This is a genomic window from Bradyrhizobium sp. Leo114 (assembly GCF_055229415.2).
On the sequence record NZ_JBUYEN020000004.1, the window covers coordinates 252,162 to 269,922 of the forward strand.

The 17,761-nt window shown below is 63.6% G+C and carries 14 protein-coding genes; 10 read left to right on the forward strand and 4 right to left on the reverse strand.

Annotation, left to right across the window (positions count from 1 at the left end; all coding sequences use genetic code 11):
* Positions 1-1,064 precede the first annotated feature (1,064 nt).
* The 4 genes from dnaA to recF all read left to right on the forward strand — a co-directional run bounded on the left by dnaA (position 1,065) and on the right by recF (position 5,557).
* A complete protein-coding gene (dnaA, locus tag ACZIRK_RS07220) occupies positions 1,065-2,495 on the forward strand; it encodes a chromosomal replication initiator protein DnaA (protein WP_028162525.1) in 1,431 nt (476 codons plus the stop codon).
* Between the two features lie 270 nt (positions 2,496-2,765).
* The gene (dnaN, locus tag ACZIRK_RS07225; RefSeq protein ID WP_130229516.1) at positions 2,766-3,884 is read left to right on the forward strand and encodes a DNA polymerase III subunit beta; all 1,119 of its coding nucleotides are present in this window, start codon (positions 2,766-2,768) and stop codon (positions 3,882-3,884) included.
* A gap of 149 nt (positions 3,885-4,033) precedes the next feature.
* Entirely contained in the window at positions 4,034-4,339 is a 306-nt protein-coding gene (locus tag ACZIRK_RS07230; protein ID WP_130229517.1) for an endonuclease domain-containing protein, read from the forward strand.
* 78 nt (positions 4,340-4,417) lie between these two features.
* Complete coding sequence (gene recF / locus ACZIRK_RS07235; RefSeq protein ID WP_130229518.1) at positions 4,418-5,557, forward strand: DNA replication/repair protein RecF; 1,140 nt, start codon at positions 4,418-4,420, stop codon at positions 5,555-5,557.
* Positions 5,558-5,559: 2 nt separating this feature from the next.
* Here the strand turns inward: recF and ACZIRK_RS07240 are convergent, their stop codons facing one another.
* Complete coding sequence (locus tag ACZIRK_RS07240) at positions 5,560-7,446, reverse strand: acyltransferase family protein (RefSeq protein ID WP_463327111.1); 1,887 nt, start codon at positions 7,444-7,446, stop codon at positions 5,560-5,562.
* Between the two features lie 334 nt (positions 7,447-7,780).
* Here ACZIRK_RS07240 and gyrB point away from each other — a divergent pair, with 334 nt between their 5' ends.
* A complete protein-coding gene (gene gyrB, locus ACZIRK_RS07245; RefSeq protein ID WP_463327112.1) occupies positions 7,781-10,216 on the forward strand; it encodes a DNA topoisomerase (ATP-hydrolyzing) subunit B in 2,436 nt (811 codons plus the stop codon).
* A 27-nt stretch (positions 10,217-10,243) separates the two neighbouring features.
* Here gyrB and ACZIRK_RS07250 read toward each other — a convergent pair whose 3' ends face one another.
* On the reverse strand, positions 10,244-11,179 hold the full coding sequence (locus ACZIRK_RS07250) for a LysR family transcriptional regulator (protein ID WP_130229521.1): 936 nt from the start codon (positions 11,177-11,179) through the stop codon (positions 10,244-10,246).
* Positions 11,180-11,330: 151 nt separating this feature from the next.
* Here ACZIRK_RS07250 and ACZIRK_RS07255 point away from each other — a divergent pair, with 151 nt between their 5' ends.
* From ACZIRK_RS07255 to ACZIRK_RS07275, 5 genes are all read left to right on the forward strand, one after another.
* Complete coding sequence (locus tag ACZIRK_RS07255; protein WP_463327113.1) at positions 11,331-12,467, forward strand: aldo/keto reductase; 1,137 nt, start codon at positions 11,331-11,333, stop codon at positions 12,465-12,467.
* A gap of 125 nt (positions 12,468-12,592) precedes the next feature.
* Positions 12,593-13,888, forward strand: coding sequence for a UDP-N-acetylglucosamine 1-carboxyvinyltransferase (gene murA / locus ACZIRK_RS07260; RefSeq protein WP_130229523.1), 1,296 nt, complete (start codon positions 12,593-12,595; stop codon positions 13,886-13,888).
* 60 nt (positions 13,889-13,948) lie between these two features.
* Complete coding sequence (locus tag ACZIRK_RS07265) at positions 13,949-14,236, forward strand: hypothetical protein (protein WP_130229524.1); 288 nt, start codon at positions 13,949-13,951, stop codon at positions 14,234-14,236.
* 151 nt (positions 14,237-14,387) lie between these two features.
* Positions 14,388-15,803, forward strand: a complete 1,416-nt coding sequence (locus tag ACZIRK_RS07270; protein ID WP_130229525.1) for an MATE family efflux transporter — start codon at positions 14,388-14,390, stop codon at positions 15,801-15,803.
* Positions 15,803-16,276, forward strand: a complete 474-nt coding sequence (locus ACZIRK_RS07275) for a DUF2867 domain-containing protein (protein ID WP_130229526.1) — start codon at positions 15,803-15,805, stop codon at positions 16,274-16,276. The genes ACZIRK_RS07270 and ACZIRK_RS07275 overlap by 1 nt, the downstream gene beginning before the upstream one ends.
* Before the next feature lie 251 nt (positions 16,277-16,527).
* Here the strand turns inward: ACZIRK_RS07275 and ACZIRK_RS07280 are convergent, their stop codons facing one another.
* A complete protein-coding gene (locus tag ACZIRK_RS07280; RefSeq protein WP_028162536.1) occupies positions 16,528-16,932 on the reverse strand; it encodes a hypothetical protein in 405 nt (134 codons plus the stop codon).
* A 260-nt stretch (positions 16,933-17,192) separates the two neighbouring features.
* Positions 17,193-17,711: an RlpA-like double-psi beta-barrel domain-containing protein gene (locus tag ACZIRK_RS07285; RefSeq protein ID WP_207231125.1), complete on the reverse strand. Its 519-nt coding sequence runs from the start codon at positions 17,709-17,711 to the stop codon at positions 17,193-17,195.
* Positions 17,712-17,761 lie beyond the last annotated feature (50 nt).

The following is a 17,761-nucleotide window of genomic DNA, read 5'->3' on the forward strand; positions in this document are numbered from 1 at the left end:
GCAGTTCTTGCTGCGCCTCACACGCGACGACGCGATTAAATACGCACGCGCGCGCCGCATAAATGGAATAGCGCTAAACATTTCCTCGGCGAAAAGCCGCGAAGGGTTACCCTCCAAAAGCAATCGCGAAAAACTTCGTCTCGCTAATCACTTACCCACATAGCGAAGCCGACTTGTTTGAAAAATGGCGCCGCCGAGATGCTACGTAAATATTTTATGAACTTTTTTTTCCGTTACACCGCGCTTTGTGACACGCGCGAATCTGCGCGGTGATTCAAAAACTTGCTTTCCGGTTTCGCAATTGCAATGCCGCAACACCGGCGAAGACTCAACTCACGAGCCACAAACAACGGATTGTCAGAAATCGCGCTTGGTGTATTTGTTTATGCGTTCGCGGCGCCCACGGCTCTTAAGATCAGCGCGATCTTAGACCCACGGGCGGACGTGCAAATCGGCGGCGGTGTGCGCGTTAGCGACGCTTTCCAAGCGAAGCTGAGTTGGCAACTCATAGCAATATGAGAACGGTTGTTCTGTGTCTGGATTTCTCGATCGCAGCGTCCGCGCTGCGAGAGAGACGAACTGGGGAGACACGCAACAGCCGCGGCCTTAAGCAGCGGGGAACGCGGTGCCCGTGAATGGGTTGACAAGGACTGAACTACGCGGCGGCGCAGCACTGGACATTTCGATGTTCGGGAGCGGCACACTGAATTTGGACCACTTGCGAGTGGATTGCTCGCCGCGCGCAATCGCGGCGAGAGGGGGAGGCAGTATGATTTACGGAACCATCGCAGCATTCGAATTGCGCATTTCAGACAAGTCCGTATTCGACACCTTGGATTGCTCTTCCGCAAACAGCTCCACGCGAACTCCGGATACTCCTTCGAGTACGCGCTGACCTCGCGAACGCACGTCTGTTCCAGCACATAATCTGCCCTGCGGCGGTTTCGCCGAACGGGAGAGATGTGCCCGGAACAGAAGGCCTCGCTAGAGGTCGCGCCGTGGCAAGAAACATGCACGGCGCTTTCACAATCAACGGCACTACTCTTGAGAAAAGTCTTCAGGCAATGACAAACACGGAACAGGATCGCTGGTCGCGGGTGAAGGGACGGTTGCGGACGAGCGTAGGGGAGGATGTCTATACGAGCTGGTTTGCACGCATGGATCTTGAGGGCGTGCAGGACGAAAGCGTCCGCCTGTCGGTTCCGACCCGATTCCTGAAGAGCTGGATCCAGGCGCACTACGCCGATCGCGTGCTCTCCTGCTGGCAGGCCGAGATGCCGGAGGTGCATCGCATCGATCTGACCGTGCGCACGGCAGTGCGGCCTTCGGCCACGGTGAAGGAGACTCCCGCGCCGGCAGAAACGCGCCGCGTCGAGCGTCCGGAAGGACGGCCTTCCGTCGAACTGCGTTCGACCGCGACCGCGCCGGTATCGGCGAGCCACGATGCGCTCGGTGGTTCACCGCTCGATCCGCGGCTGACATTTGCGAGCTTCGTGGTCGGCCGCTCGAATACGCTCGCGCATGCGGCGGCGCGCCAGGTTGCGGAAGGTCGTCGCGGCGATCCCGTGATGTTCAACCCGCTCTACATCCATGCCGGCGTGGGGCTCGGTAAAACCCATCTTCTGCAGGCAGTGACCTGGGCCGGCAATTCCGGTGGCGAGCGCAAGGTGCTGTATCTCACCGCGGAAAAATTCATGTACGGGTTCGTCGCGGCGCTGAAGACGCAGACGGCGCTGGCGTTCAAGGAAGCGCTGCGCGGCATCGACGTGCTGGTGATTGACGACCTGCAATTCCTGCAAGGCAAATCGACTCAGGCCGAGTTCTGTCACACGCTGAATGCGCTGATCGATGCCGGCCGCCAGGTCGTGATCGCGGCCGATCGTCCGCCGTCCGATCTGGAAAGCCTCGACGATCGCGTGCGCTCGCGGCTTGCCGGCGGGCTCGTGGTCGAAATGGGATCGCTCGGCGAGGAGCTGCGCCTCGGCATCCTCAAATCGCGCGTGGCCGCGGCCCGCGTCCATCACGCAAGCTTCGACGTGCCGGACGAGGTGCTGGACTATCTGTCACGCACCATCACCCATAATGGCCGCGACCTCGAGGGCGCGATCAACCGCCTGCTCGCGCACAGCAAGCTGAACAACCAGCCGGTGACGCTGGAGATGGCCGAGCGCGAGGTCCGCGATCTGATCCGCCCGCAGGAGCCGAAGCGCATCAAGATCGAGGACATCCAGCGCGTGGTCGCCCGGCAGTACAATGTCAGCCGTTCCGACCTCTTGTCCTCGCGCCGCACGGCGAACGTGGTGCGTCCGCGCCAGGTCGCGATGTACCTGGCCAAGACGCTGACGCTCCGCTCGCTGCCCGAGATCGGCCGGCGCTTCGGCGGGCGCGACCACACCACGGTGCTCCATGCCGTGCGCAAGATCGAAGCACTGGTCGCCAAGGACAACTCGCTCTCCGAAGAGGTCGAATCCCTGAAGCGCCAATTGCAGGAATGAATTCTTCCCTCCCGCCCCGTTTTCCGGGGCGGGAGGGACCTTTATGCCTGAAAACGTGGGGAACGGCGTCCCGCTCCCTTGCGCTCGCGCGTTATCCGCGCCACCTTGCGGTCCCCCCGACGGTTTGGTCAAATCCCATGGATTGACCGGCTTTCGGGCCTCAAACGCCGCGGCGCGCCCATGGCCGCCCGGCCTTTCCATCTCAGAGCACGGTGGGTTACCGGTTTTCGGACAGACCATGCTCAACTCAGGGATCTGGCGGGTATTGCAATGAAGGTCACCGTCGAGCGCGCGCAACTCCTGAAGTCGCTCGGCCACGTGCATCGCGTGGTCGAACGTCGCAACACCATCCCGATCCTCGGCAATGTGCTGGTCCGCGCCGAAAATGCCAAACTCTCGCTGAAGGCGACCGACCTCGATCTCGAGGTGACGGAGACGCTGGCCGCGGAAACCGCCACCGCCGGCTCGACGACGGTGCCCGCCCACATGTTCTACGACATCGTGCGCAAGCTGCCCGACGGCTCCCAGATCGTGCTGGAGGCGGACGGCGACCGCTCGGTGCTGGCGATCCGGGCCGGCCGCTCGCGCTTCACCCTGCAAACGCTGCCGGAGAGCGATTTCCCGGATCTGGCCGCCGGCGACATGACGCATTCGTTCTCGCTTCCCGCCGCCGGCGTCAAGCGCCTGATCGACCGCACGCAGTTTGCGATTTCGACCGAAGAGACACGCTATTATCTCAACGGCATCTACCTGCATTCGGCGGGCAGCGCCCAACAGGCGACGCTCCGCGGCGTCGCGACCGACGGCCATCGCCTGGCGCAGGTCGACCTGGTGCAGCCGAAGGGTGCCGCCGGCATGCCCGGCGTGATCGTGCCGCGCAAGACCGTCGGCGAAGTGCAGCGGCTGATCGAGGATACCGAGGCGGAAATCACCATCGAGCTCTCGCCGGGCAAGATCCGCTTCACGCTCGGCAATGTGGTGCTGACCTCGAAATTGATAGACGGCACCTTCCCCGATTACGGCCGCGTGATCCCGCAGAACAACGACAAGGAACTGGTGGTCGACAAGAAGGATTTTGAAGCCGCCGTCGACCGCGTTTCGACCATCTCCAGCGAGCGCGGCCGCGCGGTCAAGCTGTCGCTGTCGGCAGGCAAGCTCGTGCTGTCGGTGACAAACCCGGATTCCGGCAGCGCCACCGAGGAACTGGAGGTCGAATACGCCTCCGACGCACTCGATATCGGCTTCAACTCGCGCTATTTGCTCGACATCGCCGCCCAGATCGAGGGCGAAGTCGCAGTCCTGAAACTCGCCGATCCCGGCTCGCCGACGCTGGTGCAGGACAAGGACAACAAGAGCGCGCTGTACGTGCTGATGCCCATGCGGGTGTGACCTCGTCCCGCGAAACGCGCTCCGACGTACCCTCTCCCCTTGTGGGAGAGGGTGGCGCCTCACGAAGTGAGGCGCCGGGTGAGGGGTTCGCGCCGCGAACACCACACCATCGACCGATCGCCAAGCGCATCCGCACCTTCGCGAAGAAGATGCGGCGGGAGCCGACCGATGCCGAAGCGAAGATGTGGCGATTGCTCCGCGATCGACGCCTTTCACACCTGAAGTTTCGTCGCCAAGTCCCGTTTCAGACCTATATTCTCGACTTCGTCTGTTTCGAGAAGCGCCTCGTCATCGAAATAGACGGCAGTCAGCACGCGTCATCGACACGAGATGCGGTGAGAGAAGCCGCCCTCATCGCGGAAGGCTTTCGTGTCGCACGTTACTGGAACAACGATGTGCTGCTGCAACCCGGCGCGATATTGGAGGACATTCTCGCAAAGCTTGCCGAGCTGTGAGATACCCCTCACCCGTCGCCTCGCTTCGCGAGGCGCCACCCTCTCCCACAAGGGGAGAGGGGAAGGACGACGAACGACATGACCCCTTCGCGCATCCATCGGCTGTCGCTGACGCATTTCCGCAATTATCGGGCGGCGAGCGTTTCGACGCGCGGTGACGTGGTGGTGCTGGTCGGGCCGAACGGTGCCGGCAAGACCAATTGCCTCGAGGCGATCTCGTTTCTGGCGCCGGGGCGGGGCCTGCGCCGCGCGACGCTGGAAGACGTCGCCGACAACCAGGGCGAAGGTTCCTGGGCGGTCTCCGCCGAGGTCGAGGGCGCGCTGGGACTGTCGACGCTCGGCACCGGGATCGAAGCGCCCGCGCAAGGCGGCGAGAGCGTCAGCCGGCGCTGCCGCATCGATCGCGAGCCGGTGGGTTCGGCCGCGGCCTTCGGCGACCATCTGCGTATGGTGTGGCTCACGCCTGCGATGGACGGCTTGTTCATGGGCGCGGCCTCCGAACGACGGCGGTTCTTCGATCGGCTGGTGCTTGCGATCGACTCCGAGCATTCCAGCCGCGTCTCGGCGCTGGAGCGCTCGCTGCGCTCGCGCAATCGCCTCCTGGAAGTGCGCAATTATGACGACCACTGGTGCGGCGCGATCGAACGCGAGACCGCAGAGCTTGCGGTCGCGGTGGCGGCGACGCGCGGCCAGACCGCCGCAAGACTGTCGGCGATGCTGCGCGAGCGCGCGCAGGGCTCGGCGTTTCCTTCCGCCGAGATCGCGCTCGACGGCTGGATGGAGAATGCGCTGCTCAGCGAGCCCGCAACGGCCGTCGAGGACCGCTACCGGGAGATCCTGCGCCTCAGCCGCGCGCGGGATGCCGCCGCCGGACGCACGCTCGACGGCCCGCATCTGACCGATCTGCAGGTCGTCTACGCGCCGAAGAACATGCCGGCACGCGACGCCTCCACCGGCGAGCAGAAGGCGCTTCTGATCGGGCTGGTGCTGGCACATGCGACATTGGTCGCCGAGATGACCGGCATCGTGCCGCTGCTGTTGCTCGACGAAGTGGTGGCGCATCTCGATCCGAACAGGCGCAAGGCGCTGTTCGACGAGTTGGCAAAGCTCGGCGCGCAGGTCTGGATGACCGGCGCCGATCCTGCCGCGTTCGTCGATATTGGGGCCAATGGCGAGATCTTCGACGTCGACGCAGGCCGCATCAGCCGCCGCGGCTGACGCTACTTTCCCGGATCGCTTGCTTTGCGCCCGTCGAGCACACGGTCAATCACCGCGTCGACGAGATAGGCCGAACCCTTCTCGGTGAGGTGAATGCCGTCGCTTGCGGTGATATCGCCGGCACTGTCGCCGATCCGGGTCAGGCAGCCCTCGCCATTGCACAGCACATCCCAGGCGGAGACGAAGTCCGCACCGGCGGGCGCAAGCTTGTCACGCATCACCGCGTCGAACCATCCGCTGGTCACGCCGCCGCTCCAGCGCGCCGGGAGCAGGTCGTGATAAAGCAGGAAATAACGCAGCACTTCATTCGGCAGCCCGCGCCGCCAGGTCGGCACCGCACCGAGCACGACCACGCGCGCGCCGGTCTCACGCTTCAGCGCGGCGGCGGTCTCGGCGATCTTGTCCGGATAGCGATCCCAGGTGCCGTGCATCAGCACGATGTCGGGCCTGATATCGCGGATCAGTGAGAACACCTTGTCATTCATCGCGCGGCAGTTGGGCGTGCCGGGCACATCGACATTCAGAACAGGAACGCAGGAGGCCGAGGTGAACTGCGCGATGCCGAAATTCTTCGTCTCCTGCACTTTCCGCAATCCGGGCAACAGCGCGCCCGCGGTCGAGTCGCCCCAGATCACGACCAGCGGGCGGCGGTCACGGTCAACGCAATCATCGGCGAACGACGTATCGCGGCCGAGATCGAGCAGGCATTGGTGGAACCGCCATTGCGCTGGCTGTGTCGACACACCGGCCATGGCGCGGATTTCCGGCGGCAGGCGGAAATCGTAGCCACGCCCCCAAACGACAGTGCCGCCGAGCGCGGCGATGAGCACGATGCTGGCACCCAGCGCAACCAATTTGCGCGGCTGCGGCCGGCCGAAACGCAGCGGCTTCTCGATGAGGCGGTAGGTCGCGCAGGCGAGCAGCACGCTGAGCAGCAGGATCAGGCCGCGCTCGAGCAGCGTCAGCGGACTGAACTTGATCAGCGCGAAGAACACCAGCAGCGGCCAGTGCCAGAGATAGAGCGGATAACTGATCAGCCCGATCCATACCATCGGCCGGCTGGCGAGCAGGCTGCGATTGAGCCAGGCAGCGGGAGCCGACAGCAGCAGCGCGGACCCAACTACCGGCAGCGCCGCGCGCCAACCCGGAAACTGGCTGTGACTGTCGTACAGGCCGACCGCGAGCGCGATCAGGGCGAACCCTGCGAACGCACGCCAATCACTCGCGACGGTCGGTTTGCCGGTTTGGCTCCAGCCCAGCGCCAGCAAGGCGCCGGCGAGCAATTCGAAGGCGCGCGTGAACGGCAGATAGAAGGTTGCGACCGGGTTTGCGCCGATCAGCACCAGATTGAGGGCGAAGGAGGCGGCGCCGAGGATTGCGGCGATCCAGAACAGTTTCAGCCGCAGCCGCGCCACCAGGATCAGCAATAGCGGCCAGAACAGGTAGAACTGCTCCTCGATGCCGAGCGACCACAGATGCAGCAGCGGCTTTTTCGCCGATTCGACGTTGAAATAGCCTGACTGCAGCAATAGCGCGATGTTGGCGAGAAACGCAGCGCTGGCAAAGACGTCGCTGCCCAGTTGCACATAGGCGGACGGCAGCATCAATAGCCAGCCCGCCACCAGCGCGACAGCGAGCACGACGATCAGCGCTGGAAAAATCCGCCGGATGCGCCTGGCATAGAAGCCGGCCAGACTGAAGCGCTGCTCGCCGAGCTCGCGCGCGATGATACCGGTGATCAGAAAGCCGGAAATCACGAAGAAGACATCGACGCCGACGAACCCGCCCGGCGCGGCTTCAGGAAAAGCGTGGAAGATCAGCACCAGCATCACGGCGATGGCGCGGAGGCCATCGATATCGGGCCGATAAAGCTGGGACGGCAGGGACAAGGGCAAATAATCCGGAAATCGCGGAACTAGGAGAAGGCATCGAAGTCAGCCTGCTTCGATGCCCTCTCTAGCAGGTCCGCGAAACGCTGCCAGAGGGAGCTCGCCGAGCGATCCAAATCGGGATTCTCGAGCGCTCGCAATGGACCTCGAATCGCGCTTTTTCGCGGCCTTTGAAACAGCCTTAAACCGCCTTGAAAAAAGGCAGAAAAATACTATTTATTCAACAGCTTGCGGAGACAGACTTTGCGCTAGGCGCGATGCATCTTTCGTGGCACAAATAGTGTAATCAGCCCTCAGTTTTGCGCTGCTGATTCGGGACATCCTAAGGCCTCACATGACAGAACCAGCCCGGCAGACCCCTGCCGAAAGCGAGCATCCCATTCCCGTGGAATATGGTGCGGAATCGATCCGGGTCTTGAAGGGCCTGGATGCCGTGCGCAAGCGGCCGGGCATGTATATCGGCGACACCGATGACGGTTCCGGCCTGCATCACATGGTCTATGAAGTCGTCGATAACGCGATCGACGAAGCGCTTGCGGGCCACGCGACGCGCGTCGAAGTCGTGCTCAATCCCGACAATTCCGTCACCGTGCGCGACGACGGCCGCGGTATTCCCGTCGGCATCCACAAGGGCGAAGGCATCTCCGCGGCCGAGGTCATCATGACCCAGCTCCATGCCGGTGGTAAATTCGACCAGAACTCCTACAAGGTTTCGGGCGGCCTGCACGGCGTCGGCGTCTCCGTCGTCAACGCGCTGTCGAGTTCGTTGAAGCTCCGCGTCTGGCGCGACGACAAGGAACATTTTGTCGAGTTCGCCCATGGCGATTCGCTCGCCCCGTTGAAGGTGGTCGGCGACGCCAATGGCAAGCGCGGCACCGAGGTCACCTTCCTCGCCTCCACCGAGACCTTCAAGAACATCGAATATGATTTCGCGACGCTGGAGCATCGCCTGCGCGAACTCGCCTTCCTCAATTCCGGCGTCAACATCGTGCTCTCGGACATGCGCCATGCGGTCGAGAAGCGCGAGGAACTGCACTATGTCGGCGGCGTCGAGGAATTCGTCAAATATCTCGACCGCAACAAGAAGGCGGTCGTCGCCAATCCGATCATGGTCCGTTCGGAGATGAACGGCATCGGGGTCGAAGCCGCGCTGTGGTGGAACGACAGCTACCACGAGAACGTGCTGTGCTTCACCAACAATATCCCGCAGCGTGACGGCGGCACCCATCTGGCCGGCTTCCGCGGCGCGCTGACGCGTCAGGTCAACGGCTATGCCGAGGCCAACGCGAAAAAGGAAAAGATCACGCTGACCGGCGACGACTGTCGTGAGGGCCTGACCGCCGTGCTCTCGGTGAAAGTGCCGGATCCGAAGTTCTCGTCGCAGACCAAGGACAAGCTGGTGTCCTCGGAAGTGCGTCCCGTTGTCGAGAACGTCATCAACGAGGCCCTTGCCGCCTGGTTCGAGGAGCATCCGAGCGAGGCGAAAGTCATCGTCGGCAAGGTGATCCAGGCCGCGGCCGCCCGCGAGGCCGCGCGCAAGGCGCGCGAACTGACCCGCAAGAATCCGCTCGCGGTCTCCTCGCTGCCAGGCAAACTGGCCGACTGCCAGGAGAAGGATCCCGCCAAGTCGGAACTCTTCATCGTCGAGGGTGACTCGGCAGGCGGCAGCGCCAAGCAGGGCCGCAACCGCGAATTCCAAGCGGTGCTGCCGCTGCGCGGCAAGATCCTCAATGTCGAGCGCGTCCGCCCCGACAAGATGCTGTCCTCTGAGCAGATCGGTACGCTGATCACGGCGCTCGGCACCGGGATCAGCGACGACTTCTCGATCGACAAGCTGCGCTATCACAAGATCATCGTGATGACGGACGCCGACGTCGACGGCGCCCATATCCGCACGCTGCTCTTGACCTTCTTCTATCGCCAGATGCGCGAGATCATCGACGGCGGTTATCTCTATATTGCGCAGCCGCCGCTCTATAAGGTCACGCGCGGCAAGTCCGAGCAGTATCTGAAGGACGAGCGCGCGCTGGAAGATTATCTGATCGAGGCCGGGCTCGACGATTGCGTGTTCACGCTTGGCACCGGCGAGGAACGCTCGGGCCGCGATCTGCGCTCCCTGATCGACGACGCCCGCGTCATTCGCGCCGTGCTGCGCAACCTGCATAGCCGCTACAATCGGAAGGTCGTCGAGCAGGCTGCCATCGCAGGTCTGTTCGGCAAGGATATCTACAGCAATCCGGAAACCGCCGCTGCCGCGGCAGAATACATGGCGGGACGGCTGGACAATCAGGCCGAGGAAGTCGAACGCGGCTGGACCGGACAATTCGTCGAAGGCCAGGGCTTCATGTTCGAACGCACCGTACGCGGCGTCAAGGATGTCGCCGTCATCGACGACGCGTTCCTCGGTTCGGCCGACGCCCGCAAGCTCCACGAATACCGGGAGCGGCTGCAGAGCGTCTATGCCCGCTCCGGCAAGCTGCGCCGCAAGGACAGCGAGCAACTCATCTACGGCCCCGTCGACCTGTTCGAAGCCGTAACCAACACGGCCCGCAAGGGCCTGACCCTGCAACGCTACAAAGGTCTCGGCGAGATGAACCCGGAGCAGCTCTGGGAGACCACGCTGGATACCGACGCGCGCTCGCTGTTGCAGGTGAAGGTCAAGGAGGTCGATGAGGCCGACGACATCTTCACCAAGCTGATGGGCGACGTGGTCGAGCCGCGCCGCGACTTCATCCAGGAAAACTCGCTCAGCGCAAACATCGACATCTGAGGCCGCGACGCTGCCAGCCCGAGCGCATCAGGCGTCGGCGTCGGTCGCGGCCAATGGCGGCAGGTTTTCGCGCCTGCGCGTGAGGTCGATGAGCTGGCGCAGACCGGGCGGCGGTTGGCGGCGGCTCGGATAGTAGATGGTGAAGGGCGGGCCTTCCGAGGCCCATTCCGGCAGCAGGATTTCCAACGCGCCGGATACGACCTCCGCTTCGATCCGCCGTTCCAGACAATAGACGAAGCCCACGCCACGCAGCGCCATGTCGACTGCATGTTCCGTCTCGTTGGCGCATACCGGCCCGCGGACATCGAGCCGGATCATCGAATCGCCATTGCCCAATTCCCACGGGAAGTTGCGGTTATCGCCGACGCGCATCTCGACGCACGGAAGCTGCAGCAGATCGCCGGGAGTATCGGGACGGCCAGCGCGCGCGATCAGTTCGGGTGAGCCGACCACGACCCACTTCAACGGTTTGGTCAGCGCTATCCCCACCATGTCCAGCGGCACGCGATCGCCATAGCGGATGCCGGCGTCAAAGCCCTCGGCGATGATCTCGACCATGCGATCCTCGACGGTTACGTCGACATGCATGCCCGGAAATTCCTTGCAGTAACGCGGCAGCACGGGACCAAGCACAAGCCGTGCGGCATCACGGAGAACGTTGAGACGAAGCCGCCCCACCGGGACACGTCGATGGTTCTCCAGCCCGGTCAAGGCATCGCGGATGGTGCGAAATCCATTCTCCAGCTCAGCGGCAAGCGCGGCTCCTGCGTCAGTCGGCCTGACGGAACGGCTGGAGCGATGCAACAGCCTTACGCCCAGATCGGACTCCAGCTTGCGCAGGCGATGGCTCAAGGCGGACGTGCTCACGCCGAGCTCGATGCCCGCTTTGGCAAGGCTGCCGCGGCGCACGATCGTCAGGAACACGTTCAAGTCCGCCAGCATGTTTCGGTCGAACGTTTTCATGAACGGCCTCTCAAGGCGTCGTTGAGCTGCACTCAACGAACCTACCCTGGTGGCCGCGGTTTTACGACCCATACTCAAGTTTCAAGGAAGAGGCGCCGCGCATGGAGCCGCGCTTCTCGGCGCCTTCCCCGCATGACGAAGGAGACACGCGATGACGAAACGAACTGGCAGCCGCAGGGATTTCCTCACCGTCGCCGCGGCGACGGTCGGCGCCCTTGCGGCACCGTCATTGGTGATAGCCGCCACCGACAGCAAAGGAGACAATCGCATGGCACAGGCAAATCGGGCGACACAACTTTTCAAGCCGGAGTTCCGCTTCGGGCTGGGCGGTGTTCCGCTCGGCAACGAGTTCAACAAGGTCACCGACGAGGACGCCGAGGCGACGCTCGAGGCCGCATGGAGCGCCGGCGTGCGTTATTTCGACGTGGCTCCCTGGTACGGCTTCGGATTGTCGGAGCGCCGCTTCGGCCATTTCCTGCACAACAAGCCCCGCGGCGATTACGTACTGTCGTCGAAGGTCGGCAAGCTGTTCAAGGCCTCGAAGAACAATCGGCATGCGGAAATCTTTCCACTCTCGGACTCGCCGAATGACGTCACCTACGACTACACCGCTGACGGTGTTCGCCGTTCAATCGAGGACAGCCTGCAGCGGCTCGGCGTCGACAGCCTTGATGTGGCGTTCGTCCACGACATCTCGCCTGATTTTCCATACTTCCCGACATCATGGCAGGAGCAGTTCGTGATCGCCGAACGCGGCGCGTTCCCGGCACTCTCGCGCATGCGCGAGGAAGGCATCATCAAGGCCTGGGGCATCGGCGTGAATTGTCCCGAGCCGATCCTGCGCGTCATCGACGTTGCCGATCCCGACGTCTGCCTTTGCGCGTCGCAGTACTCGCTGATCGATCATGCCAACGCCCTCAATCAGGTTTTCCCGGCGGTGCGGCAGAAGAACGTGTCGCTGGTGATCGGCTCGGCGCTGAATGCAGGCTTCATCTCCGGCAGTCCGCGCTACAATTACGGGCCGAACAATTACAAGATCTCCCCGGCCCATATCGAGAAACGCGACCGGCTGCGCGCAGCAGCCGCCCGCCACGGCGTCGATCTGCGGACCGCGGCGTTGCAGTTCTCATCAGCCCCTGACGTTGTCGTCGCCTTGGTCGTGGGCGCGAGCAGCCACCGGCAGATCCTCGAGGACTACAATTCAATGCAGGCCAAGATCCCCGCGGAATTCTGGCAGGAGCTGAAGGAAAGCGGGCTGATCGAGCAGGCAGCCACAGTCCCGGCCTGATGGCCGGGGCAGTGGATGCTAAGGGCATGACTTGGACGAGCCTTGTGTGCTATGTCGCTCTGACTGCCCTTTGATTCCGTTACGGAATCTTCCACGAGCGAAGCAACCAACCCGTCGAGGACAACGTGGCGCCCATCCAATATATCGTCGAGGGCGGCCACCGGCTCTCCGGCACGATCGAGCCGTCCGGCAACAAGAATTCGGCGCTGCCGATCATTGCGGCGGCGCTATTGACCGAGCATCCGGTCACGCTGACCAATGTGCCGCGGATCCGCGACACCGAGACGCTGGTTGAGCTTTGCCGCTCCGTCGGCGCCTCGGCCGAGTGGACCGAGCGAAACACGCTGCTGATCCACGCCAAGGAGATCCGCGCCGCCGATCTCGATCCGGAACTGTGTGCGCGGATCCGCGCCTCGATCCTGCTCGCGGGGCCGCTGCTCGCCCGCTGCGGCGAGGTCGCATTGCCGCCGCCCGGCGGCGACGTGATCGGCCGCCGCCGTCTCGACACGCATTTCCTCGCTTTCGAGCAGTTAGGTGCCAGCGTCACCGCGACGCATCGGCTCGAGTTCCGCGCCTCCCGCCTGAAGGGCGCCGACGTGTTCCTCGACGAGCCCAGCGTCACCGCGACCGAGAACGCGCTGGTTGCGGCCGTGGCGGCCCGCGGCACCACCTACCTGCGCAACGCCGCGTCCGAGCCGCATGTGCAGGATCTCGCGCATTTCCTGGTCGCGCTCGGCGCCAAGATCGAGGGCATCGGCACCAATACCATCATCGTGCACGGCCCGGCCACGCTCGGCGGCACGCACTACGCGCTCCAGCCCGATCACATCGAGGTCGGCTCGCTGATCGGGCTTGCCGCGGTGACGCGCTCGCCGCTGCGCATCGCGCGTGCCGGCGTCGAGCATCTGCGCTCGATCCGGATGGGTTTTGAGCGGCTCGGCATCGTCTGCGGCGTCGAGGGCGACGACCTCGTGGTGCCCTCGGGCCAGACCATGAAGATCCATGATGATTTCGGCGGCCATGTGCCGAAGTTGGAGGACCAGCCCTGGCCGGCCTTCCCCGCAGATTTGATGTCGATCGCGATCGTCACCGCGACCCAATGCGATGGCGTCATCCTGATGTTCGAAAAAATGTTCGAATCGCGGATGTTCTTCGTCGACAAGCTCATCGCAATGGGCGGGCGCATCGTGTTGTGCGACCCGCATCGCGCCATCGTCGCCGGTCCGAGCCGCCTGCGCGGCGCGCCGATGACCTCCCCCGACATCCGCGCCGGCATGGCGATGCTGCTTGCGGCCGTCTGCGCCGAGGGCACCTCCACCATCAACAATGCCGACCAGATCGAGCGCGGCTACGAGCGGATCGAGCAGCGGCTGAACGCGCTCGGCGCCAAGATCACCCGCGTGCCCGAACGCGTGCGGTAAATTGGAACTAACGGCCGACCTGTCCGTTGCACTGCCAATCCCCCATAGGCAGGTGCGACCATGCGCGTTCGTCTGCCCAGCTTTCTCCAGATCACCGGCGGCGATGCCGCCAATCTCACCATTGCCGCGGCAGCAGTCGCGGTGCTGACGATTGCGCTCTGGCTCGCGCATAGCAACGAGAGCCCCAGCGGCGTCGCGGGCATCCCGGTCGTGATCCCGCACCATTCGGCGGCGCTCCTGACGAGCGAGCGCGCCCATGTCAGCGATCCCCGCGTCGGACAGATCGCCGACGGCGTCCTCGAGGCCCAGCAACGCGAAATCAACGCGATCAGGCAGGGCCAGCCGTAAACCGGGCCGTAGCCCGGGTGAAGCGAAGCGCAACCCGGGACAGCCGCATCGGCATTCGCGAGCGGCCCCGGGTTACGCCTGCGCTCCACCCGGGCCACCGCAGTGGCTGTTCCGCCACCTTTTAGGCGCGCGGCAGTGCTAATCTCACGCCATGACCTCAACCGAGAACATCGAACGCGCTTCGATGGCGCCGTGCGCGGCCGCGCGTGCGCCTCGTCACCATTTGCGCGACGAGCTCACTGAGACCCTGCGCCTGGCAGTGCCAATGGCGCTGACGCAGCTCGGCCAGATCGCGATGATGACGACCGACCTCGCCTTCATCGGCCGGTTCGGCGACGAGGCTGTCGCCGCCGCAGCCTTGGCGGGCACGGTCTACTTTGTCAGCTTCACCTTCGGCATGGGACTGATGTCCGCCGTCGCCCCGCTGGCGGCGCAAGCCTTTGGCGCGCGCAATCCGCGCATGGTGCGGCGCTCGCTCCGCGTCGGGCTGTGGGCCGCGCTGTTCATCACATTGCCGCTGATGGTGCTGCCGTTCCGCGGCGAGCAGATCCTGCTCGCGCTCGGCCAGTCCGCGACGGCCGCGCAGCTCGCGCAGCAGTATCTGTTCGGCCTCGCCTGGGGCATGCTGCCGGCGCTGTGGTTCATTGCGATCCGCGGCTTCATGAGTGCGGTCAACCGGCCCGAGCCGATCCTGTGGATCACGCTCGCGGCGATCCCGGCCAATGCGCTGCTGGTCTATCTCCTGCTCTATGGTGCTTCCTATGGCGCTTGGCGATTGCCGTCGCTCGGGCTGTTCGGGGTCGGCATTGCCACCTCGATCGTCAATCTCGGGACCTTCCTCGCCGGCCTGTGGTTCGCCTACCGCCGCCGGCCGTTCCGGAAATACCAGGTGCTCGGCCGCGTCTGGCGCATCGATTGGCCACTGATGCGGCAGCTCGTCATTGTCGGCGCGCCGATCTCAGTCTCGTTCCTCCTGGAATTTGGCCTGTTCGGCGCAGCGGGGCTGTTGATGGGGCTGATCTCGACGGCCGCGCTGGCCGCGCACCAGATCGCGCTGCAGATCGCAGCCATCCTGTTCATGGTGCCGTTCGGGATCGGCATGGCGGCGACGGTCCGTGTCGGCCATGCGGTCGGACGCACCGATGCGCAAGCGGTCAGGCGCGCGGGACTCGTCGCAACCGGGCTCGGCATCGCCTTCATGTCGACGATGACGCTCTTTGTCATTCTCGGACGATCCGCGATCGCCGAAATCTTCCTCGGCGAAGCAGCCGAAGCGACCGTGCAATTGACGGCCTCGCTGCTCCTGGTCGGCTCGACCTTCTTCATCGCCGACGGCGTGCAGACGGTTGCCGCCGGCGCGTTGCGCGGCATGAACGACACGCGCCTGCCGCTGCTGTTCGCCACGATCAGCTACTGGCTGATCGGGTTCACCTCTGCGTGCCTGCTCGGCTTCGCGACCACGCTCGGCGCAGTCGGCATCTGGATCGGGCTATCGGCCGGGACTGCGGCCTACGCCCTTCTGCTCATCTTGCGTTTCCGCCTGCTGACCAGCAGATTGGCCGTGTGATGAAAGCGCGCGAAGTCACGCCCGATATCGATCCCGGCCCGTTGCTCGCGGGCGCGGAGTTCATCGACGCCTTTCGCATCGCCGTCGACGGCACCGCGCTCGATGCGCGCAAGGCGGCCGAGAAGATGTTTGCGCGCCGGCAGCGCTGGATCGAAGCGCTGTTGCGATTGCGCAATCTGATTGTCGCGCCGCTTGGCCTGAAGACGTCGGGCGAAGGCGATAGGGCATCGCTTGGCATGGTCGGCATGTTTCCGGTTCTCAGCGAGACGCCGGAACGGCTGGTGGCGGGCTTCAACGACAGCCATCTCGATTTTCGTGTCGTGGTCGATGTCACCGCACATGCCGGCAGCCAGGAGGTCACCACCACCACGCTGGTGCGGACGCATAATCGGCTCGGCCGGACCTACCTCGCGATCATCCTGCCCTTTCACCGTCTGGTCGTGGCCGCGATGCTGCGGCAGGTCGCGCTTTAGAGCCAGCCTAACCGCATCGCGCGCTCGGCCGTGAACTAAACCTAGAGCGTGATGAGATAAGGTCGAATTGTGTTCCCATGGGCGCTGCCTCTTCTCACCTCTCCCATAGGGAGAGGTCGGCGCGTAGCGCCGGGTGAGGGGATCTGCTCTATCGAGGGACCGTAACCCCTCACCCGCGCCTCCGGCGCGACCTCTCCCTTCGGGAGAGGTGAACTTGCGGCCAAGCCGATTCAACCAAATGACATCGCGCTCTAGTCGCGATGGAAGAAGAAAACTTTGGTCGTGAGACAAAGCATCAAGATGACGGTGCACTCGAGAAACAGCAACGTCGCAACGAAAAGCACGGGCTCTTCGGAGGCAACAATCGTCCTGGTAAAACCGAGCTTTTTCCATCCGATTGTCAATTGTCCGAATAAGTAGGAATGCAAAGGTCCCGCAATCGCGCCGACCGCAAGCCCTGCCGTCGCGAGCAACTTCTTCCACATCGGCCAATCGGCAAATCGCCTGAGCTGCTCAGTCCTGAATGTCTGCCGTTCGGCATCGCTCATAAGCAAGAAGCGGCGGTTAAGGATGCCGAAGTAGACGAGCCATCTTTTCCATCTCGGTAATGCCGCAAAGCGCTGAGCTTTGCTTTCTTCGGATTCGGTATCATTCATCGCATGGCCGCATGATAGTGGAGATGAAGCCTGTGTCTCCGGACGATACCTCCTAAGATTTAAGAGCGGTTGAGCGCGAGGCGGTAAAGTGCAGCTTTCGAGAGTAAACGATAGCTTAAGGTGTAACTTCCGCCTTGGTCACGAGCGCTGCGGACGGCGGCGACTTCGCCGACGTCGCGCTGCAGGGCAGCATAAATAGGCGCGATCGCCGGCGTGCAAATTGCGCCCGCCGGCGTCTTGTCGCCAGAGGTGCAATCGCTTCAAGAATCAGCGGCGAGGAGGCCATCGCGGACCGGTCCGGCGGTCCAATCGTCCCCTGAGAGCGGCCTGACCGTTACGTCATTGATGACTCCGAGCTGCAGGCTTGGATCGAAATGGCGCATCGTCCGCTCATTCAGGTCAATGATGCGGCCAGGCGTCAGTGGCCCCACGTCATTTATCTTGACGATGACCTTCTTGCCTACAGCCTCAACGAGGGCATACTTCGGCTTCGCGCCATACTGCACCCCACCGAATTTCTGACGCAAACTTGTCTTGATGGCAGCCGCCCAGCCAGAGGGATCATAGCGCTCGCCGGAGGCTGTATTCGGGCCGCCCTCCCGCCATCCGGGCCGGAACGGATTGTACATGGATGCTGCGCCAACGATCGCATCCCCAGAAGCGACATCGACGACAGCGCTTGAATAAACCGCGCGGGTTTCACTGCGAGCAATGGTAACAGAAATGGCAAGTGCAACTAGGGCGCCGCAAATTGCGGCGCTCGAGCGGAAGAGCATCATAACTCCTTGATTGATTTTCTTCGATCGTTCGGTTCCCGATGCCGCAACGC